19 protein-coding genes are annotated in these 18,878 nt (G+C 61.9%); 7 read left to right on the forward strand and 12 right to left on the reverse strand.

The window, feature by feature from the left end; all coding sequences use genetic code 11:
- Position 1 precedes the first annotated feature (1 nt).
- Positions 2–3,220 (reverse strand): helicase-related protein, encoded by a 3,219-nt coding sequence (locus tag CO671_RS10480; RefSeq protein WP_097605863.1) that lies wholly within the window; start codon positions 3,218–3,220, stop codon positions 2–4.
- An 808-nt stretch (positions 3,221–4,028) separates the two neighbouring features.
- Here CO671_RS10480 and CO671_RS10485 point away from each other — a divergent pair.
- Complete coding sequence (locus CO671_RS10485) at positions 4,029–4,184, forward strand: DUF3309 family protein (RefSeq protein ID WP_003543790.1); 156 nt, start codon at positions 4,029–4,031, stop codon at positions 4,182–4,184.
- Positions 4,185–4,210: 26 nt separating this feature from the next.
- Positions 4,211–4,471 carry a YMGG-like glycine zipper-containing protein gene (locus CO671_RS10490; protein WP_010029962.1) on the forward strand — a complete coding sequence of 87 codons (261 nt, stop codon included), beginning with the start codon at positions 4,211–4,213 and terminating at the stop codon, positions 4,469–4,471.
- Positions 4,472–4,630: 159 nt separating this feature from the next.
- Here CO671_RS10490 and CO671_RS10495 read toward each other — a convergent pair whose 3' ends face one another.
- A complete protein-coding gene (locus CO671_RS10495) occupies positions 4,631–5,356 on the reverse strand; it encodes a beta-ketoacyl-ACP reductase (RefSeq protein WP_064683899.1) in 726 nt (241 codons plus the stop codon).
- A gap of 69 nt (positions 5,357–5,425) precedes the next feature.
- The gene (locus tag CO671_RS10500) at positions 5,426–6,607 is read right to left on the reverse strand and encodes an acetyl-CoA C-acetyltransferase (protein WP_097605864.1); all 1,182 of its coding nucleotides are present in this window, start codon (positions 6,605–6,607) and stop codon (positions 5,426–5,428) included.
- 238 nt (positions 6,608–6,845) lie between these two features.
- On the opposite strand from CO671_RS10500, the gene phaR reads away from it, so the two are divergent.
- The gene (phaR, locus tag CO671_RS10505) at positions 6,846–7,421 is read left to right on the forward strand and encodes a polyhydroxyalkanoate synthesis repressor PhaR (RefSeq protein WP_097583212.1); all 576 of its coding nucleotides are present in this window, start codon (positions 6,846–6,848) and stop codon (positions 7,419–7,421) included.
- Here the strand turns inward: phaR and CO671_RS10510 are convergent.
- The 5 genes from CO671_RS10510 to mtgA form a co-directional block, all read right to left on the reverse strand.
- Positions 7,416–7,823 carry a hypothetical protein gene (locus CO671_RS10510; protein WP_097605865.1) on the reverse strand — a complete coding sequence of 136 codons (408 nt, stop codon included), beginning with the start codon at positions 7,821–7,823 and terminating at the stop codon, positions 7,416–7,418. The two genes, phaR and CO671_RS10510, sit on opposite strands and share 6 nt — an antisense overlap.
- A gap of 147 nt (positions 7,824–7,970) precedes the next feature.
- Complete coding sequence (gene rpmF, locus CO671_RS10515; RefSeq protein WP_003543812.1) at positions 7,971–8,156, reverse strand: 50S ribosomal protein L32; 186 nt, start codon at positions 8,154–8,156, stop codon at positions 7,971–7,973.
- A 155-nt stretch (positions 8,157–8,311) separates the two neighbouring features.
- Positions 8,312–8,959 carry a glutathione S-transferase family protein gene (locus tag CO671_RS10520; RefSeq protein ID WP_097605866.1) on the reverse strand — a complete coding sequence of 216 codons (648 nt, stop codon included), beginning with the start codon at positions 8,957–8,959 and terminating at the stop codon, positions 8,312–8,314.
- Between the two features lie 14 nt (positions 8,960–8,973).
- Positions 8,974–9,696: a DUF1868 domain-containing protein gene (locus CO671_RS10525; protein WP_097605867.1), complete on the reverse strand. Its 723-nt coding sequence runs from the start codon at positions 9,694–9,696 to the stop codon at positions 8,974–8,976.
- A 96-nt stretch (positions 9,697–9,792) separates the two neighbouring features.
- A complete protein-coding gene (gene mtgA, locus CO671_RS10530) occupies positions 9,793–10,530 on the reverse strand; it encodes a monofunctional biosynthetic peptidoglycan transglycosylase (RefSeq protein ID WP_010029764.1) in 738 nt (245 codons plus the stop codon).
- A 137-nt stretch (positions 10,531–10,667) separates the two neighbouring features.
- Here mtgA and CO671_RS10535 point away from each other — a divergent pair, with 137 nt between their 5' ends.
- Positions 10,668–11,582 (forward strand): polyprenyl synthetase family protein, encoded by a 915-nt coding sequence (locus tag CO671_RS10535; RefSeq protein ID WP_097605996.1) that lies wholly within the window; start codon positions 10,668–10,670, stop codon positions 11,580–11,582.
- 1 nt (position 11,583) lies between these two features.
- On the opposite strand, the gene hisC is transcribed toward CO671_RS10535, so the two are convergent.
- The 4 genes from hisC to CO671_RS10555 all read right to left on the reverse strand — a co-directional run bounded on the left by hisC (position 11,584) and on the right by CO671_RS10555 (position 16,143).
- Positions 11,584–12,645, reverse strand: a complete 1,062-nt coding sequence (hisC, locus tag CO671_RS10540; RefSeq protein WP_097605868.1) for a histidinol-phosphate transaminase — start codon at positions 12,643–12,645, stop codon at positions 11,584–11,586.
- 16 nt (positions 12,646–12,661) lie between these two features.
- The gene (ispG, locus tag CO671_RS10545) at positions 12,662–13,912 is read right to left on the reverse strand and encodes a flavodoxin-dependent (E)-4-hydroxy-3-methylbut-2-enyl-diphosphate synthase (protein ID WP_097605869.1); all 1,251 of its coding nucleotides are present in this window, start codon (positions 13,910–13,912) and stop codon (positions 12,662–12,664) included.
- A 196-nt stretch (positions 13,913–14,108) separates the two neighbouring features.
- On the reverse strand, positions 14,109–15,302 hold the full coding sequence (locus CO671_RS10550) for an MFS transporter (protein WP_097605870.1): 1,194 nt from the start codon (positions 15,300–15,302) through the stop codon (positions 14,109–14,111).
- Positions 15,303–15,366: 64 nt separating this feature from the next.
- Positions 15,367–16,143, reverse strand: a complete 777-nt coding sequence (locus CO671_RS10555) for a DeoR/GlpR family DNA-binding transcription regulator (protein ID WP_097605871.1) — start codon at positions 16,141–16,143, stop codon at positions 15,367–15,369.
- Between the two features lie 279 nt (positions 16,144–16,422).
- On the opposite strand from CO671_RS10555, the gene CO671_RS10560 reads away from it, so the two are divergent.
- The 3 genes from CO671_RS10560 to CO671_RS10570 all read left to right on the forward strand — a co-directional run bounded on the left by CO671_RS10560 (position 16,423) and on the right by CO671_RS10570 (position 18,842).
- Positions 16,423–17,196 carry an amino acid ABC transporter substrate-binding protein gene (locus CO671_RS10560; RefSeq protein ID WP_038691934.1) on the forward strand — a complete coding sequence of 258 codons (774 nt, stop codon included), beginning with the start codon at positions 16,423–16,425 and terminating at the stop codon, positions 17,194–17,196.
- Between the two features lie 207 nt (positions 17,197–17,403).
- On the forward strand, positions 17,404–18,084 hold the full coding sequence (locus tag CO671_RS10565) for an amino acid ABC transporter permease (protein WP_097583229.1): 681 nt from the start codon (positions 17,404–17,406) through the stop codon (positions 18,082–18,084).
- Positions 18,081–18,842 carry an amino acid ABC transporter ATP-binding protein gene (locus CO671_RS10570; protein ID WP_096762083.1) on the forward strand — a complete coding sequence of 254 codons (762 nt, stop codon included), beginning with the start codon at positions 18,081–18,083 and terminating at the stop codon, positions 18,840–18,842. Before CO671_RS10565 ends, CO671_RS10570 begins: the two co-directional genes overlap by 4 nt.
- Positions 18,843–18,878 lie beyond the last annotated feature (36 nt).

Raw genomic sequence — 18,878 nt, forward strand, 5'->3', positions numbered from 1 at the left:
ACTACTTCTTCATCTGTTCCTTGAGAGCGGCGAGCTTGGCGAAGGGCGAATCCGGATCGATCGGCTTCTCCTTGCGTGGCGGCTTGGCCTCGAAGCGCAGCGGCTGTGCGCCGCGATTGTTGTTGCGATCGTTACGGTCATTGCGATCGTTGCGCTCGCCGCGATCCTTGCGATCGCCACGGTCCTGCCGGTCGCCGCGCGGCTGGTCCTTGCGCTCGCCGCCCCTTGCCTGCTGCGGCCGGCCATCACGACCGCCGTCCTTGCCGCGGTTGTTGCGGTTGTTGTCGCGTCCGTCGCCGCCGCGATTGCCCTCGCCGCCTTCACCTCCGCCCGGACGACGATTGCGCTCGCCGCGGTCCTGGTTCTGGCCGCGATCGTGGCCCTGGCCGCCGCGGCGTTCGCCATGGCCACGCGCCTGGCGATGATTATCGTTACGGCCGCCGAGGCGCCACAGAAGAACCGGCTTCGGTTCCGCCGGTTCGCCAGCCTCCCCGGAAGCAGCGGCCGCGTCGCCGGCAGCCGAAGCCTCCGCCGAGGCGGATGTTTCGACCGCTTCGGCCGCAGGGTTGCTTTGGAGTGCTTCTGCCGTGGGCGTGTCGGCTGCGGCCGGGGCCGTCTCGGCCGGGGATGGCTCGGAAGCAGCCTCTTCCGCCGCCGCGTCGGCGTCGTCATGATCGGCTTTTTCCACCGTCTCCTCCGCGGAGGTTTCCGCGACGGCGGCAGGCGCCGAAGCGGCGTCCTGCGCGGCAAGATGAGCCGAGGCCTCTTCCGCCTTCACGGCATCGGCGCGATAGCCGAGACCCTTGAGGATTTCTTCCATGTCCTCGAGCGTCGCGCCGAGGATCGACAGCATCGCCGTCGTCGTCGTGAAGCGGCGGCCGTCATAGGCGCCCTCCGGACGGTTGTTCTGACCGGGTTTCCACTGCAGCAGCGGACGGATGATATCGGCAAGCCGCTCAAGAATGTCGATGCGCACGGCGCGCTTGCCGAGGAAACGGAAGCCGGCGAGCTTGTAGAACATCCGCTCGTAGCTCGGATCGGTCACGACGGAGGTACGGCCGGCGGCCAGCACGGGAATGAGGTCACCGTAACCCGGCTTGTCCAAACCGTCGTTCTTCAATGCCCAGAGCAGCGTGATCAGTTCGGCCGGCGCCGGCTTCAGCAGTGCCGGCACAAAGATATGATAGGCGCCGAAACGTACGCCGTAGCGGCGCATGGAGGCGCGGGCCTCCTGATCCAGCGACTTCACCTCCTCGGTCACGTCACGACGGAAGAGCACGCCGAGATTTTCGACGAGCTGGAAGGCCAGCCCCTTGGCCAGCCCCTGCAGGTCCTCGGCGCGCGACAGATCGTCGAGCGGCTTCAGCACCGTGCTGATATGATGATTGACGAAGCGCTCGATGCGGGCGGCGACGTGATCGCGGGCATTGCCCGTCAACTGTTCGTCGGCCAGCAGGATCACCCGCGGGCGCATGACGTGATCGCTGCCCGAAAGCCGCGCCACCGGGTCGCCGAGCCAGCGGATCAACCCGTCCGAGCCGATCGCCAGATCGCTATTGCCGGCGGCATGCATCCGCGCCGCTCTGGCTTCGAATTCGAGCGCGAGCGCCTTCTGTGACGCAGCCTGAACCGCCTTGGCATCCGGTCCGTCCGTTCCCGCCACCGGCGTGAAACGGAATCCGCTTAACTGCCCTACATGATGTCCTTCAACGAAGACATCGCCATTCACACTGATTTCAGCTTCCAGCATCGCATTCTCTCTCAGGCGCTTCATGAGCACAGATGTCCTGCGATCAACAAAGCGTTTCGTCAACCTTTCATGTAACGCATCGGACAATCGATCTTCGATTTCCCGCGTCTTTTCCTGCCAATGTGTCGGATCAGCCAGCCAGCCGGGCCGATTCGAAACATAGGTCCAGGTTCTTATCTGCGCGATTCGCGCCGAAAGCGTGTCAATTTCCCCATCTGTCCGATCGGAGCGATGAACCTGCTCCGCCAGAAACTGCTCGTTCACCGTGCCATAGCGGACGAGATCGGAAAAGAGGGTCGAGATAAGATCGGCATGTTGTGCCGGAGTGATACGCCGGTAGTCGGGAAGTGCGCAAGCCTCCCAGAGTTTTTCGACGCGGGCCGGCCGATCGGCGAGATCGAGGACCTCGGGATAGCGCGAAAGCTGTTCCAGCGCCTGTTGGTCGACCGCGGGCAGTGCCCGCGTCAGCCCCGCTACGCGCGGTCCCGCCTCGAGGCTGGCGCGCAGCGCTTGGATCGAGGAGAAATCCATCTCGGTCGTGCGCCATTGCAAAACCTTGACGTTGTCAAATTCGTGGCCCTCGATGCGCTGCACCAGCTCTTCGTCGAAGGGCGAGACCTGGCCGGTGACGCCGAAGGTTCCGTCGCGCACATGCCGCCCGGCGCGGCCGGCGATCTGGCCGAGTTCACCCGGATTGAGGTTGCGGAACTGGTAGCCGTCGAATTTTCTGTCCTGGGCGAAAGCGACGTGATCGACATCGAGATTGAGGCCCATGCCGATCGCATCGGTCGCCACCAGATATTCGACGTCGCCCGCCTGATAAAGCGCGACCTGCGCATTGCGCGTGCGCGGGCTGAGCGCGCCCAGCACGACCGCCGCACCGCCGCGCTGCCGGCGGATGAGCTCGGCGATGGCATAGACCTCGTCGGCCGAAAAAGCGACGATGGCGGAACGCTGCGGCAGCCGGGTGATCTTCTTCTGCCCGGCATAGAAAAGATGCGAAAGCCGCGGCCGCTCGACGATGGTGATACCGGGCAGGAGCTGCTGCAGGATCGGCCGCATTGTTGCCGCGCCGAGCAGCAGCGTCTCCTCGCGGCCGCGAAGGTGCAGGATGCGGTCGGTGAAGATATGGCCGCGCTCGAGATCGCCGGCGAGCTGCACCTCGTCGATTGCGACGAAGGCGGCCTTGGTGTCGCGCGGCATCGCTTCGACGGTACAGACGGAAAAACGCGCGTTGGCCGGCGAAATCTTTTCCTCACCGGTGACCAGCGCCACGTTCTGCACGCCGACCTTCTCCACCACCCGCGTATAGACCTCGCGCGCCAGCAGCCGGAGCGGCAGGCCGATCACGCCGGTCCCGTGCGCGACCATGCGCTCAATGGCATAATGGGTCTTGCCGGTATTGGTTGGTCCGAGCATCGCGGTCACACCGCGCCCGCTCAGAATCATCGGCTGCGAAGTCAGAGTCATGGTCCATGCAAATGAGGCAGGCGGCCCCAGGAAAACTGTCGCCTCGCGACGGAGGCACAGAACACATGGACAGCTGCCGCCGCAAACGCAAGGGCAGATTTTAAAATGCTTCCGCGATTACGACCTTTGCGAGTCATGGGGAAGGCCTGCATTTCCGATTCGGAACAGCCTGAGAACGAATCAGCGACGAATCGCTGACTCCCGCTGATTCAGCTTTTGTTCACGGCTAAGTATTGATTTTGAATCACTTTTTCCCACTAGATGCTGAATCGCGAGACTCCGTCCCGTTCCCATTTCTGTCGCCTTACCGGCGGTCTGCCGCGCGCTTTTTGCCAAGCGAAAATTCCACCCCAAATTAACCCCTCGACCAAATCCGGAACGAATCGGAGACGAATCGCCGACCGAACAGCTTTCACCTTTCGTTCACGGCAAGATCTGGTGGCGCCGCTACGTGCCGCCGCTAGATGCAGGCAGGCGACAGATCCTCGCGTCTGACGCTTTGGGCGGGCGTTAATCTTTCGACGACGAAATTCACACAGTCTTAAGCCGGGGACCGCTTGCGCGGTCGGATCGATCAAAAACGGAACGAATCACCGACGAATCGGCGACATCGCGACCTTCCCGCTTTGTTCTCCGCAACATATTGTATTTAAACGTCTTTTTAACCATAGCGACAATTTACCGGGGAAGACGGATCGCAAACCATGAATCGCGTCGCATCACAATTCGCGCGCTCAACCGGGAACAAAAATCGCCAATGCGTGTTTCTTGTCCATTCAGATTGCGGATGAAATGAAGGAAACACACCATGCTTGGCACGATACTTCTCGTTATCCTCATTCTGCTCTTGATCGGAGCCCTGCCGAATTGGGGTTATAGCCGTGGCTGGGGCTATGGACCTTCCGGCGGTTTGGGGCTAGTTCTCGTCATTATCATTATCCTTGTACTAATGGGCCGCATCTAAAGCCCGACAACCTGGGGAGTTACGACATGATGAAGAAGATTGTTCTCGTTGGCGCGCTCGTAGGCGCTCTCGCATCCTGCACGGCGACCGAGCAAGGCACGGCGATCGGCGCCGGCACCGGTGCGGTCATCGGTGGCGCCGTCACCAACAGCTGGGGTGGTGCCGCTGTCGGCGCCGTTGCCGGCGGTCTGACCGGCGCTCTGATCGGCCAGTCGGTCGAACGCCGCGGCTACTGCATCTATCGCGACCGCTACGGCCGCCGCTACGAGGCCCGTTGCCGCTACTGACCGGCAAGCGCATATCGGACTTCCCAACGGGCGCTTCGGCGCCCGTTTTTCTTTGCCGGCCGCAGCCGTCAGCGCCAACAGTGGCGTGCCGGGACAGAAAAGGAGCGCATCCAGCCGGATGCGCTCCTTTTTCAGTCCACGTGATGCTCGGAGAATGGGCTAGACGAAGAACTGCCCGCCATTGGCCGTCAGGGTCGAGCCGGTGATGAAGCCGGCGTCGTCGGAGACGAGGAAGGTGACGCAACGGGCGATCTCTTCCGGCTCGCCGAGACGGCCGACGGGAATCTGGGGAATGATCCGTTCGTTCAGCACTTTCTCCGGCACGGCCAGCACCATTTCCGTTCCGATGTAACCGGGGCAGATAGCGTTGACCGTGATGTTTTTCGCCGCCCCTTCCTGGGCAAGCGCCTTGGTGAAGCCGAGATCACCGGCCTTGGCGGCCGAATAGTTCGCCTGGCCCATCTGACCCTTCTGGCCGTTGATCGAGGAGATGTTGACGATGCGCCCGAAGCTGCGGTCGCGCATGCCTGTCCAGACCTGATGGGTCATGTTGAACAGGCCGGTGAGGTTGGTATTGATCACCTCGTGCCACTGCTGCGGCGTCATCTTGTGGAACATTGCATCGCGGGTGATGCCGGCATTGTTGACGAGAATCTCGACCGGTCCGATCTCGCTTTCAACCTTGGCAATCCCTTCACCGCAGGCGGCATAGTCCGAAACGTCCCACTTGAATACGGCAACGCCGGTGACCTCGTGGAAGGCTCTGGCCTTCTCGTCATTGCCGGCATAAGTCGCCGCAACCCTGTATCCGGCGTTTTTCAGCGCCATGGATATGGCTGCGCCGATGCCGCGTGTACCTCCGGTGACCAGAGCCACTCTGCTCATGTTCCGCTCCCCTCGTGTTTTCGCCCGCGTGGCGGGATTTCAATCAATGACGGATCGTATCGTATGCTATTAAAATGCCTCGAAGCACATGGCGACGCCCATGCCGCCGCCGATGCAAAGCGTGGCCAGGCCCTTCTTCGCGCCGCGGCGCTTCATTTCAAACAACAGCGTGTTGAGAACACGCGCGCCGGACGCGCCGATCGGATGGCCGATCGCAATCGCCCCGCCATTGACGTTGACGATGGCCGGATCCCATCCGAGATCCTTGGTGACGGCGCAGGCTTGCGCCGCAAAAGCCTCGTTGGCTTCGACGAGATCAAGATCGCCGACCGACCAGCCGGCCTTTTCCAGCGCCTTGCGGGACGCCGGGATCGGGCCGGTGCCCATGATCGACGGATCGACGCCCGCCGTTGCCCAGGAAACGATGCGGGCGAGCGGCTGGATGCCGCGGCGGACCGCTTCGGCTTCGCTCATCAGCACCGCGGCGGCGGCGCCGTCGTTGAGGCCGGAGGCATTTGCAGCCGTCACCGTGCCGTCCTTGTCGAAGGCCGGACGCAGCTTGCCCATCGCCTCCAGCGTGGCGCCGTGGCGGATATATTCGTCGGCATCGACGGTCACGTCGCCCTTACGCGTCTGGATGACATACGGGATGATCTCATCGGTAAAGCGGCCGGCTTTCTGGGCGGCCTCCGCCTTGTTCTGCGAAGCGACGGCGAACTGATCCTGCTCGTCGCGCGAAAGCTGCCATTGGCGCGCAATATTCTCGGCGGTGATGCCCATGTGATAACCATGGAAGGCATCGGTCAGGCCGTCCTTGATCATCGTGTCGACCATCTTCGCGTCGCCCATCTTGACGCCGCCGCGCAAATGCACGGCATGCGGCGCCATCGACATGGATTCCTGGCCGCCGGCAACGATGATCCTGGCATCGCCGGTGGCGATCTGCTGCATGCCGAGCGCGACGGCGCGCAGGCCCGAGCCGCAGAGTTGGTTGACGCCCCAGGCCGTCGCTTCCTTGGGAATACCGGCCTTGATCGCCGCCTGGCGGGCCGGGTTCTGGCCCTCGCCGGCGGCCAGCACCTGGCCGAGGATCACCTCGTCGACTTCGCCGGCGTCGACGCCGGCGCGCGCGAGCGCACCCTTGATGACCGCCGCGCCGAGTTCATGGGCGGGGACCGTTGCGAAAGCGCCGTTGAACGAACCGACTGCGGTTCGACCTGCGCTGGCGATGACGACGGATGAATTGCTCATGGGGAGGCTCCTCGTTTTTCGTCCCACTTACATAAGGGGAAACTGGCAAAGCTTTGAGCACAAGTCAAACGCGAAGACCGGCCGGCGGCATTTTTCGGCGGCGGCCCGTAAAGCCAATTCGTATGATCTGTTAAAGGTTTGCCGCATCGCACAAAGAGATTGTCACCGGCCTTCTTTTGCGTTTACAGTCTGAAGTGGAGGAACATCCATAAATCAGACGGGGGTTCAGGAGACTGATATGGCGAAGAATGAGGGTCAGATAGTCATCAAGAAATACGCCAATCGCCGCCTGTACAATACAGGCACCAGCACCTATGTGACGCTGGAAGATCTGGCGGAGATGGTGAAGAGGGGCGAGGATTTTACCGTCCAGGATGCAAAAAGCGGAGATGACATCACCCATTCGGTGCTGACCCAGATCATCTTCGAACAGGAATCGAAGACCGGCAACACACTGCTCCCGATCTCGTTCCTGCGCCAGCTCATCACCTATTACGGCGACCAGATGCAGATGGTCGTGCCGAGCTTTCTCGAACATTCGATGCGCGCCTTCAGCGAACAGCAGGCCCAGATGCGCGAGCAGGTGAACCGCGCCTTTGGCGAAACGCCGCTCGGCAAGAACCTGCAATTGCCGATGCAGATGGTCGAGGACCAGGTTCGCCGGAATACGGAGCTGTTTCAGCAGGCGATGCAGATGTTCTCGCCTTTCATGAACCCGCCGGCGGCCAAGGAAAGCCGCAAGGCCGAGGCCAAGGATATCGACGAGCTGAAGGAACAGCTCCGCGCCCTTCAGAACAAGCTCGATAACCTATAAGCCGATCGAGACATCCCGCCCGGCGCTTCGGATCGAAACGGCAAAACCGCCGATCACATCGATCAGAGCGATCGTCATCAGAATGAAGAATACCTGCGTCGCAGCGTCCTGGACGAGCAGAAACTCGACCAGGAAGGCGATGAACACCAGCATCGACAAGATGTGGTTGATGAGGTTGCCGGGGCCGGTTCTGGTTGCCTTCAGGATTTCGAAGAAGAGCACGACGAGCGCTATGACGATGAAGAGATCGCCGAGCGCCATGCTCCAGATCGCGCCCGAGAGCATCGACAGCACAATGATGTCGTGCTGCAGCGCCGCAATGCCGCCGCCGCCCATCAGGCCGAGCATCGCCAGATTGTAGAGAATAAACGGGATAATCATCAGCGGCATGGCGGCTATCATCGGCAATCTCTCCTTGGCGACCGGAAGAATACTGCCGTAAACCGTTGCCCCACCGCAAGTCATTGCAAATATTATATCGCCGAAATGCAAAAAGCCGGCGTGACGCCGGCCTCTGAAACTTTCGATCGGACAAGCCGGATCGGAAAATTATGCGCTTTCCTTCGGCGTCAGAACCTGGCGGCCACGATACATGCCGGTCTTCAGGTCGATGTGATGCGGGCGGCGCAGTTCGCCGGAATTCTTGTCTTCGACATAGGTCGGAGCCTTCAGCGCATCAGCCGAACGGCGCATGCCGCGCTTGGACGGGCTCGTTTTTCTCTTCGGTACAGCCATTTCTCTTACTCCACTTGCGGGCAAAACATTCCCACGGCCAGACTGGCGGCCGAAACGGACATGTCGCGATTTCGGAAATTTTGCGCGCTTATACATGCAAGGGGCGGCCTTGACCAGTCCCCATGAATATTTTTTGCGAGGCGACGATTCCTGCCTCAGACTTCGTCTTCCGCCACGATCCAACGTTCGGCGCGGGCCGCCTCTTCCCATTTGCGCCAGGCCGGATGCGCCTTCATCGTCGTCATATAGGCGAGCGTGTCGTCCCGATCGACGAGGTCATAAATGTCGAACCGGTTGACGACAGGCGCAAACATCGCATCCGCACCGCTGAAGGCACCGAAGAGAAACGGTCCGCCGGATTTCTGCAGAAGGTCGCGCCAGATCGTCTCGATACGGCTGATATCGGCGGCGACACCATCCGGCAAGACGATCCTGGCCTTCGGCCGGCGGATATTCATCGGGCAGGCGCCGCGCAGGGCCCGGAAGCTCGACAGCATTTCCATCGAAACCGAACGGGCGAGCGCCCGCGCAGCGCGATCCCTCGGCAGAAGGCCGGCTTCGGGATAAAGCTCGGCGGCATATTCGATGATCGCCAGCGATTCCCAGATCTTCAATGCGCCGTGCTGCAGGACCGGCACATTGCCGCTTGGCGAGATGGCCTTGATGTCGGGATTGCCGCCGGGATAGTCGAAGGGGATCAGAACTTCCTCGAAATCAATACCGGCACCGGTCAGCGCCATCCATGGCCGGAACGACCAGGAGGAATAATTCTTGTTGGCGATGTAGAGCGTCGGTCTGTCCATGGGGCCTCTCCCGTTCAGGCGTCGAATTCGAAGATCAGTAGTTCGTGGAAATGGTTCATGTCCTCGAACACGCAGAATGCCGGCGGCGTCATCTCGAAAACAGCAGCCTTGCGGCGGATATCCTCGGCCACGTCGTCAAGCATTGCCTGCCAACGCGGCAAGGCTTCGTCCTCCAGCCGTTCGATCGGATAGGCGAAGGTGATATGGAACTTGTAGTCCATATGGTTCGGTTGGCGATAGCCGAGAAGATCAGCAAATGCGTCGCGCCAGGCGCGCATGATCTTGCGGTCCTTCTCGGTTGCCCCATCGACGAGCAGTCCCGACGGTCGGGCTTCGACGACGGCGATCTTGAAGGGCTCGGCCATTGAAAAACCTTCGAGCCGTGCGGCCAGCAGCTCGGTCATGTCGTCGATCGGCGTATCGAGAGGGAGATCACGCGGCCAGTAATCCTGCCGGCGTCTGGTCTCGATGATACCTTCGAAAAGCGTCATGTGAAGGCTGGAGATCGGCGTGAAGAGGAACTGTTCGGCCTCGGGCATTGCCAGATATTTCTCGCGCGCTTCGATCAGCACCGTCTGCGTCCGCGACGCCTTCTCGACATGACAGACGATGGTACTGCCGGCCTCGGGCAGAAAGCCGCCGACCCTGCGGTAGCGGCTGCCGAGATGGGCGGGCGGGGTCGGATTGTGGGTCTTCGAGTAGGCGAGAAGCTCGGGCGAAAAGGTCGTGGCGGTCATGGGCGACTCGAGGGGTTCTGGTTTCAATGCACCGCCCATATGGCAGAACCAAGAATGTCAGATGACGCTTGGTTCTTCTAACGATCAGTTCTGATCTCAATCATAGATGCATTTGACGTAATCGCCGGAACCCTGCGCACGCCTTTCGATGACGCCGGCCAGCCGACGAAGCCCGCGTCCGGGTTTGCCGGCATTGCGGTCGATCGGGTTCGGCAGCGAGACGGCAAGCAGTGATGCCTGCCGCCGCGTCAGCTTCGAGGCCGGCACCTTGAAATGATGCTGGGCTGCCGCCTCGACGCCGTAGATACCGGGACCCCATTCGGCGATGTTGAGATAGATTTCCATCAGCCGCCGTTTCGACAGCACGAAATCCGTGGAGACGGCCAGCGGAAGCTCCATCGCTTTGCGCACGAAGGAGCGGCTGTTCCAGAGAAAGAGATTCTTGGCCGTCTGCATCGGGATGGTGCTGCCGCCGCGCGTTGCCTGACCCTTCAGCGTATCCACGACCAGCATGCGCATCTCGGCCCAATCGACGCCGCCATGGAAACAATATTGCCCGTCCTCGGACATCATCACCGACTGCACCAGGACCGGAGAGATCTCGTCCAGCGACACCCATCTGCGGTCATAACCGCGCAACAGCACGAGATCGCGCAGCATCAGCGTCGAGACCGGGTGGATGAAGGGCAGCAGATACAAAAAGATCAGCACGTAGGGAAGGACGACCAGCGCCAGCACGGCAAGAACGATGCGCTTCAGCACAGGCCGATTCTCGAACCATCGCCGACGGGCCGGCATGTCGGCGATATCCTCTGTCTCCGGCGCTATATCCAAAATGTCCCCAGTCCACTTCGCTCCCCTGTCGTTCTCATAACGCCTGTGAGGCGCTTATGCCAGAGCACATGGGAAATCTTGCGGTGGCCATCGACAATTCCGTTGCAAGCCCCCTTGCCCCATGCCAAACAGCGCCGATGGACGCGAACCGGGACACTTTCGAGACGAGGCTGAAGAACAACGCCCGCGAGATCGAGGCGCTGCTCGTCGCATTGCTGTCGCCGAACGCCCTCTCCGACGAAATCGCCAGGCCCGAGACCCTGCGCAGCGCCATGCACTATGCCGTGTTGAACGGCGGCAAGCGGCTGCGTCCCTTCCTGGTCGTCGAAAGTGCCGCTCTTCTCGGCGGTGATGCGCAGGCCGCCCTTCGTATCGGCGCCGCGCTCGAATGCGTGCACTGTTATTCCCTCGTGCATGACGATCTGCCGGCCATGGACGACGACGATATGCGCCGCGGCAAACCGACGGTGCACATCAAGTTCGATGAAGCCACCGCGATCCTCGCCGGCGACAGCTTGCTGACCTACGCCTTCGATATTGTCGCAGCACCGGAAACGGCGCTTCCCGATGCCAGCAAGGCATCGCTGGTGCTGGCTCTTGCGCGCGCCGCCGGTCTGGGCGGCATGGCCGGCGGCCAGGCGCTCGATCTGGCGGCGGAAAGACAGGCTCCAGACGAGGCCGGCATTGTCCGCCTGCAGGCGATGAAAACGGGCGCGCTGATCCGCTTCGGCTGCGAGGCCGGCGCCATCATCGCGGGAAGCCCGCAGGACGATCGCCGCCGCCTGCGCGCCTTCGGCGAAAAGATCGGCCTTGCCTTCCAGCTCGCCGACGACATTCTCGACCTGACCTCGGATGCCGCGACCATGGGCAAGGCGACCGGCAAGGATGCGGCCCGAGGCAAGGGAACGCTCGTGGCGCTGCATGGCGTGGAATGGGCCGAGACCGAGCTCCGCCGGCATGTCGCCGACGCCGAGGCGCTGCTGGCTCCCTACGGCGCCCGTGCATCGACCCTCATCGCCGCGGCGCATTTCATCGCCGACCGGAAGAGTTAGATCAGGCCGCCAATATTTCCTTGAGAGCGGACACCAGACAGGCGCATTCCTCGTCTGTGCCGATGCTGATGCGCAGGAATTCCGAAATGCGCGGCTTGGCGAAATGCCGGACGAGGACGCCGCGCTCGCGCAGAGCCGCTTGAAGCGCGGCGCCCGGCCGGCTTGCGTGCCTTGCGAAAACGAAATTCGCCTGAGACGGCAGCACGTGGAAATCCAGCGCTTCGAGTTCCCGGACGAGACCGTCCCGGCTGGCGATGAGCTTCTTCCGGCACGTCTCGAACCACGCCTCGTCCTTGATCGCCGCCGTCGCGGCGACCTGCGCCAGGCGATCGAGCGGATAGGAGTTGAAGCTGTCCTTGACGCGCACCAGCGCCTCGATCAGCTCCCGCTGCCCCAGCGCAAAACCGACGCGCAGACCGGCAAGCGAGCGGGATTTCGACAAGGTCTGAATGACAAGCAGATTGGGATATTTGGAAATGAGCGGGACAGCGCTTTCACCGCCGAAATCGACATAGGCCTCGTCGATCGCCACGACCGCATCCGGATGGGCGGCGACAAGCGCCTCTATGTCGGCAAGCGGCAGGCCGATGCCGGTCGGCGCATTCGGATTGGGGATGAGGATCGCGCCGCACGGCCTGTCGTAATCCGCCGGCCGGATCCGGAACCTGTCGTCGACAGGCACTTCGATGGTTTCGACGTCGTATAGCAGGCTATAGGCTGGATAGAACGGATAGCTGACATCCGGATAGAGAAGCGGCAGCTCGTGTTTCAGCAGCGCCTGAAACGTATGAGCGAGCACCTCGTCGGAGCCGTTGCCGACGAAGACTTCATCTGCTGCCAGACCGAAACGGGCGGCGATCGCCTCGCGCAATTCCGTCGCAGTCGGGTCGGGATAGAGCCGCAGACGATCGTCCGCCGCCTGCCCGATCGCCTCGAGCGCCCTGGGAGAAGGCCCGTAGGGATTCTCGTTGGTGTTAAGCTTGATCAGGCCGGGAATGCGGGGTTGCTCCCCCGCGACATAGGGCCGAAGCTTGCTGACAATGGGAGACCAGTACCGGCTCATCCAAACACGCCGGTCTTCATTCCGCCGCTGTCCGCTGGCCGAAGCGCTTCTCGATATAATCGACGACAAGTGCTTCGAAATCGGCAGCGATATTGGGGCCGCGCAGCGTCAGCGCCTTCTTGCCGTCGATGAAAACGGGCGCGGCCGGCGTCTCGCCGGTGCCGGGAAGGGAAATGCCGATATCGGCGTGTTTGCTTTCGCCCGGTCCGTTGACGATGCAGCCCATGACGGCGACATTCAGCGCCTCGACGCCGGGATATTTCTCGCGCCAGACCGGCATGTTCTTGCGGATATCGTTCTGGATGTTCTGGGCCAGTTCCTGAAACACCGTTGACGTCGTGCGTCCGCAGCCCGGACAGGCGGCAACAACAGGCACGAATTGGCGGAAGCCCATGACCTGCAGGATTTCCTGCGCCACCTGGACTTCACGCGTACGGTCGCCGTTCGGCTCCGGCGTCAGTGACACGCGGATCGTATCGCCGATGCCATGCTGCAGCACGAAGCCCATCGCCGCCGACGAGGCGACGATGCCCTTGCTGCCCATGCCGGCTTCGGTGAGGCCGAGATGCAGCGCATGGTTGGAGCGCTCGGCGAGCATGGAATTGACGGCGATCAGATCCTGCACCTGGCTGACCTTGGCCGAGAGGATGATGCGGTTGCGCCGCAGGCCGATTTCCTCGGCAAGAGCCGCCGAAAGCAGCGCCGACTGCACGATCGCCTCGCGCGTCACCTGCCGGGCCGAAAGCGGTGAACCGGCTTCAGCATTCTGGTCCATCAGCGCCGTCAACAGATCCTGATCGAGCGAGCCCCAGTTGACGCCGATGCGCACCGGCTTGTCGTAGCGGATCGCCATCTCGATGATCTCGGCGAACTGCTTGTCCTTCTTGTCCTTGAAACCGACATTGCCGGGATTGATGCGGTATTTCGCCAGGGCCTCGGCGCAGGCCGGGTGATCGGCGAGCAGCTTGTGACCGATATAATGGAAGTCGCCGATCAGCGGCACGTCCATGCCGAGCCGCAGCAGCCGCTCGCGGATCTTCGGCACGGCAGCCGCACTCTCGTCGCGGTCGACGGTGATGCGGACCAGCTCCGAGCCTGCCCGGTGGAGGGCCGCGACCTGGGCGACGGTCGAGTCGATATCGGCCGTATCGGTGTTCGTCATGGATTGCACGACGATCGGTGCGCCGCCGCCGACGATGACGCCGCCGACATCGACGGCAACGGAAGCGCGGCGCGGTTTCGGATCAAAATCGGCGGCTGACAACATTGAAAGCTCTTGCACCCCTAAGCATGTCGCGCAGTGCGCAGCGGTTTTGCGATAACGACATGCGTAAAACAAAGATCTAAAGCGCGGCAAGCGAATCTGAAAAGATTGCGCCGCGCTTTAGAAATGGTGCCTTTCAGGTGGATCATGACCGCTTTCTTGTCAACCGCCCCCTATATCACTTTTGTTTGGAGGCGGCTCAATGGCCGCCCCCGGAAACTCCGTCGGCATAATGGGCCAGCTTCGAAAACGCGAGAACGAACAGCAGCAGCACCGGCAGCGCCATAAAGACCACGGCAAATCCGATATGTTCAGCAACGAAACCGATCAGCGACGGCGCGACGAGCATGCCGGAATAGCCCATCGTCGTGACGACGGAGATGCCGATGCCGGGTTTGAGGCCGGGAATATTACCTGCCGCCGAGAAAGCGATCGGCACCATGTTGGAAATGCCGATGCCGCAAAGGGCAAAACCCAGGATGGCGATCTCGGCGTCCGGCGCAAGGCCAGCAAGCAACATGCCGACAATGGCAAAGAGCGTGCAGATGCGTAGCGTCTTGACGCCTCCGAGACGATCGCGCACCAGATCGCCGGCAAAGCGCATGGTCGCCATGGTCGCCGAAAAGGCTGCGAAACCGAGACCCGAAAGGGCGACCGACGCATTCATTTCCTGCCGGAGGTAAAGCGCGCCCCAATCCAGAACCGCGCCTTCGGGCACCATGGAGAACAGCGCCATCAAGCCGAGCAGCCACGGCAGCGGTACCATCGGCAGTCTCGTCTTCTCCTTCTTGGCATCGGGATGGGGCGGATCCGCAAGGATCATCGGCCAGGCGACGGCAACGAAGATCGCCGCCAGTACGGTCGCCAGTTGCGCATGGCCGAGAATGCCGAGCTTGGCGATGACAATGCCGCCGAGACCGGAGCCGATCAACCCGCCGAGGCTCCAGAAGGCGTGGCAGGACGACATGATGGCGCGGCGCATGGATTTTTCGACAGAGACCGCGTTGGCATTCATCGCCACGTCCATGGCCCCGATGAAGCCGCCGAACAGGAAGAGCGAGATAGCCGCGGTGATCACGTTCGGGGCGAGCGTCAAAGCCAGGAGCAGCGGCAGCACGCAAACGGCGGTTGCCCGAACGACGACACGCGAGCCGTGTTTTGCGATCTGCGCGCCGGCGATCGGCATCATGACCAGCGAGCCGACACCGAAGACGATGATCATAAGCCCGAGCTCGAACTTGCTCAGCCCAAGACGCTCGGCAAAATCCGGGATCTTCGGCGCCCAGCAGCCGACGACGAAGCCATTCATGAGAAAGAGCAGGGAAACCGCCGCCCTGTTTCTGGTAATGAAGCCGCTCCGGGCTCCCCGCGGTGCACTCACATGACTGTCCATTTCTCGGTCTTTCCTCTTTGCCGGGTTTGCGCGCCCGGTTTCCCTAAACTCTATGACAGCGGTCTCAGTTCGTTTGCTCGGCGATGACGGTCCTGCAGCCGCGTTCGCGGTAGCCGGCAAGGACGGCCGGGTCGGCATCGTGCTCGACAACCAGGCATTCGCAATGCGTCATCGGCAGGATGCTGTGGGGCGCAGCGGTGCCGAATTTTTCCGAGGTCACGGCCACCAGAACTTTTCTGCTTTTCGACGTGGCAAACCGTTTGAACTCCGCATCCTCGAAGCCGAACGCGGTGATGCCGGCCTCGAGATCGACGCCGCAGGCGCCGAGAATGCAGAGATCCGGCGATATCTGTTCCATATCCCGCAGCGCCTTGGCGCCGAGCGCCCCGCCGGTCTGCCGATCCACCATGCCCCCGATCAGGATGACGTTGACGGCGGGCTTGTCGATCAGCACCGCGGCGATCGCCGGCGCATTGGTCGCAGCCGTCAGTTCGAGTTCGGCCGGCAAGGCATTGGCAATCGCCAGATTGGTGCTGCCGGCGTCGAAGAACACCGTCAAACCGGCGGCGATCTGCTTTGCCGCGGCCCGCGCCAGTGCCTGCTTCCGGTCGGCGGCAAGGCCGATGCGCTGCGTCAGGCTTCCATAGGCCGGCGCGACCGGCAAGGCGCCGCCATAGACCCGCTCGCAGAGTCCCGCCGCCGCCATCTCGCGAAGGTCGCGCCGCACCGTATCTTCGGAGACGCCGAATTCGAGCGCAAGTTCCGCCGCCAGCACGCGGCCGTTCAGCCGCAGCCTCTCGGAAATCACACCTTGGCGCTCTCGCAACAGAAAGTCCTGCATGTTTCTACCAGATCGAAAGTTGAATGGTGTGAAACGTGCATAAACGCTTACGACCGTGCATGCAACATGCACCGCCACACGTTTTCTGACCTATTGAAACAAAGCCCCACCAACGAAGGGCAAAATTGCCTGGTTCCCGGCAATTCGAGGCCCGGTCGGCCGCTTGAGAAAAATATTTGCACTTGCTGCTTTTATTCGCAGTTTTCTTCGCTTCCGACGCCCTAGTTTTCTGCGAACTATGCCGCATCCGATCACAACCTCCCAAGGATGGATAGAACAATGAACTGGTTGAAAACCGTCGCCGCCGCTGCCCTCATTCAGGCTGCTGCCCTCCTGCCCGCCCATGCCGGCGAAAACCTTGCCGCCATCAAATCGGCCGGCGTCTTCAAGATCGGCACCGAAGGCACCTATGCGCCCTTCACCTATCATGACGAAAGCGGCAAGCTCGTCGGCTTCGACGTCGAGATCGGCGAAGCGATCGCCGCAAAGCTCGGCGTCAAGGCCGAATTCGTCGAAGGCAAGTGGGATGGCCTGATCGCCGGCCTCGACGCCAAGCGCTACGACACCGTCATCAACCAGGTCGGCATCACCGAAGCCCGCAAGCAGAAGTATGATTTCTCCGAACCCTATATCGCTTCCAAGGCGGTGCTGATCGTCCGCGACGGCGACGACAGCATCAAGACCTTCGCCGATCTGAAGGGCAAGAAATCCGCCCAGTCGCTGACCAGCAACTTCGGCAAGCTCGCGACCGAAGCCGGCGCAGAACTCGTCGGCACCGACGGTTTCGACCAGTCGATCCAACTCGTGCTGACCAAGCGCGCCGATGCGACGATCAACGACAGCCTCTCCTTCCTCGATTTCAAGAAGCACAAGCCGGACGCGCCGGTGAAGATTGCCGCAGAGCAGGAAAATGCCGATTACTCCGGCATCATCATCCGCAAGGGCGAGCCGGAACTGCTCGCCGAAATCAACAAGGCGCTCGCCGACATCAAGGCGGACGGTACGTACAAGAAGATCGCCGACAAATATTTCGGCCAGGACGTATCGAAGTAAGCTCGAGGGAAAAAGTCCCCTCCCAACCCCTCCCCACAAGGGGAGGGCTAACTCGCAGCATCCGCTTGCAGAAAACAGCAGCCTTCCTGCGGATGAAACGATGAAGTGGAAAGCGTCGGGAGCGGCATCCAAGCCCTCCCCCTTGTGGGAAGGGGTTGGGGAGGGGTATTCGAGATATCACCACCCAACCGATGAGAAGGAACGCCCTTGCAGCACTGGCTCCAATTGATGGCGGAATCGCTCCCCTCGCTCCTCTGGGCGGGGCTGATCTTCACCATCCCCCTCACGCTGCTGTCCTTCAGCTTCGGCCTGATCCTCGGCCTGATCACCGCGATCGCCCGCCTCTTCGGTCCCGCACCGGTCGCGATCGTCGCCCGTTTCTATGTCTGGGTCATCCGCGGCACACCGCTGCTCGTGCAGCTCTTCGTGATCTTCTACGGCCTGCCGAGCATCGGCATCCTGCTCGATGCCTTTCCCGCCGCCCTCATCGGCTTTACCCTGAATATCGGCGCTTACAGCTCCGAGATCATCCGCGCCGTCATCTCCTCGGTGCCCAAGGGCCAATGGGAAGCGGCCTATTCGATCGGTATGAGCTGGCGTCAGGCGATGAGCCGCACCATCCTGCCGCAGGCCGGCCGCGTCGCCGTGCCACCGCTGTCGAATACCTTCATCTCGCTGGTGAAGGACACGTCGCTTGCCGCCGCCATCACCGTGCCGGAGCTCTTCCAGGCCGCGCAGCGCATTGTCGCCACCACCTATGAGCCGCTGATCCTCTATATCGAGGCGGCGCTGATCTATCTTGTCCTGAGCTCCATCCTCTCGCAGCTGCAGGTGCGGCTGGAACGCCGCTTCGCGCGATATGGCGGCATGCTGGAGGCAAATGCATGATCGAGCTTTCCAACATCGAAAAGCGCTTCGGCGACGCCATCATCCTGAAGGATATCAGCATTCGCATCCCCGAGGGCAGCGTCACCGCGCTGGTCGGACCCTCAGGCGGCGGCAAAAGCACGCTGCTGCGCTGTATCAACCTGCTCGAAATCCCGACATCAGGTGCAATCCGCCTCGGCGAGGCAGAGCTTTCCTTCGCGCCCGGCAAACGCGTCGGCTGGCAGGCGATTCAGAAAATCCGCCGCCAGACCGGCATGGTCTTCCAGAACTTCCAGCTCTTCCCGCATCAAACCGCGATCGAGAATGTCATGGAAGGGCTGGTCACGGTGCTGAAATGGCCGAAGGAGAAAGCCCGCGAACGCGCCACGGAACTCTTGACCAAGGTCGGCATGGCGCACAAGGCCGATGCCTGGCCCTCGACATTATCGGGCGGCCAGCAACAGCGCGTGGCGATCGCCCGGGCGCTGGCGCCGTCGCCGCGCGTGCTTCTGTGCGACGAGCCGACCTCGGCGCTCGATCCGGAACTCTCGGCGGAAGTGGTCGATGTGCTGGGCCAGTTGGCCCGGGAAGGCACGACCATGGTGATGGCGACCCATGATCTGCGGCTTGCCTCCAAGATCGCCAATGACGTCGTCTTCCTGGAAGCCGGCAGTGTGGTGGAAACGGGCAGCGCCAGAGCGATCTTCACCGCGCCGGAGCGCGAACGCACCAAGCGGTTCATCTCGACGATCAACGCGGCGCATACCTACGATATTTAAACGGTGCCGGGCTATCGCCCCGGCACCGCCGGCACT

It is taken from the genome of Rhizobium sp. M10 (genome assembly GCF_002531955.1).
Lineage (GTDB): Bacteria > Pseudomonadota > Alphaproteobacteria > Rhizobiales > Rhizobiaceae > Rhizobium > Rhizobium etli_C.

Excerpts from the sequence above, each read along its gene's own strand:
- CO671_RS10480 (WP_097605863.1), bottom strand. The coding sequence starts at position 3,220 with ATGACTCTGACTTCGCAGCCGATGATTCTGAGCGGGCGCGGTGTGACC.
- CO671_RS10485 (WP_003543790.1), top strand. The coding sequence starts at position 4,029 with ATGCTTGGCACGATACTTCTCGTTATCCTCATTCTGCTCTTGATCGGA.
- CO671_RS10490 (WP_010029962.1), top strand. The coding sequence starts at position 4,211 with ATGATGAAGAAGATTGTTCTCGTTGGCGCGCTCGTAGGCGCTCTCGCA.
- CO671_RS10495 (WP_064683899.1), bottom strand. The coding sequence starts at position 5,356 with ATGAGCAGAGTGGCTCTGGTCACCGGAGGTACACGCGGCATCGGCGCA.
- CO671_RS10500 (WP_097605864.1), bottom strand. The coding sequence starts at position 6,607 with ATGAGCAATTCATCCGTCGTCATCGCCAGCGCAGGTCGAACCGCAGTC.
- phaR (WP_097583212.1), top strand. The coding sequence starts at position 6,846 with ATGGCGAAGAATGAGGGTCAGATAGTCATCAAGAAATACGCCAATCGC.
- CO671_RS10510 (WP_097605865.1), bottom strand. The coding sequence starts at position 7,823 with ATGATAGCCGCCATGCCGCTGATGATTATCCCGTTTATTCTCTACAAT.
- rpmF (WP_003543812.1), bottom strand. The coding sequence starts at position 8,156 with ATGGCTGTACCGAAGAGAAAAACGAGCCCGTCCAAGCGCGGCATGCGC.
- CO671_RS10520 (WP_097605866.1), bottom strand. The coding sequence starts at position 8,959 with ATGGACAGACCGACGCTCTACATCGCCAACAAGAATTATTCCTCCTGG.
- CO671_RS10525 (WP_097605867.1), bottom strand. The coding sequence starts at position 9,696 with ATGACCGCCACGACCTTTTCGCCCGAGCTTCTCGCCTACTCGAAGACC.
- CO671_RS10535 (WP_097605996.1), top strand. The coding sequence starts at position 10,668 with ATGGACGCGAACCGGGACACTTTCGAGACGAGGCTGAAGAACAACGCC.
- hisC (WP_097605868.1), bottom strand. The coding sequence starts at position 12,645 with ATGAGCCGGTACTGGTCTCCCATTGTCAGCAAGCTTCGGCCCTATGTC.
- ispG (WP_097605869.1), bottom strand. The coding sequence starts at position 13,912 with ATGTTGTCAGCCGCCGATTTTGATCCGAAACCGCGCCGCGCTTCCGTT.
- CO671_RS10550 (WP_097605870.1), bottom strand. The coding sequence starts at position 15,302 with ATGGACAGTCATGTGAGTGCACCGCGGGGAGCCCGGAGCGGCTTCATT.
- CO671_RS10555 (WP_097605871.1), bottom strand. The coding sequence starts at position 16,143 with ATGCAGGACTTTCTGTTGCGAGAGCGCCAAGGTGTGATTTCCGAGAGG.
- CO671_RS10560 (WP_038691934.1), top strand. The coding sequence starts at position 16,423 with ATGAACTGGTTGAAAACCGTCGCCGCCGCTGCCCTCATTCAGGCTGCT.
- CO671_RS10570 (WP_096762083.1), top strand. The coding sequence starts at position 18,081 with ATGATCGAGCTTTCCAACATCGAAAAGCGCTTCGGCGACGCCATCATC.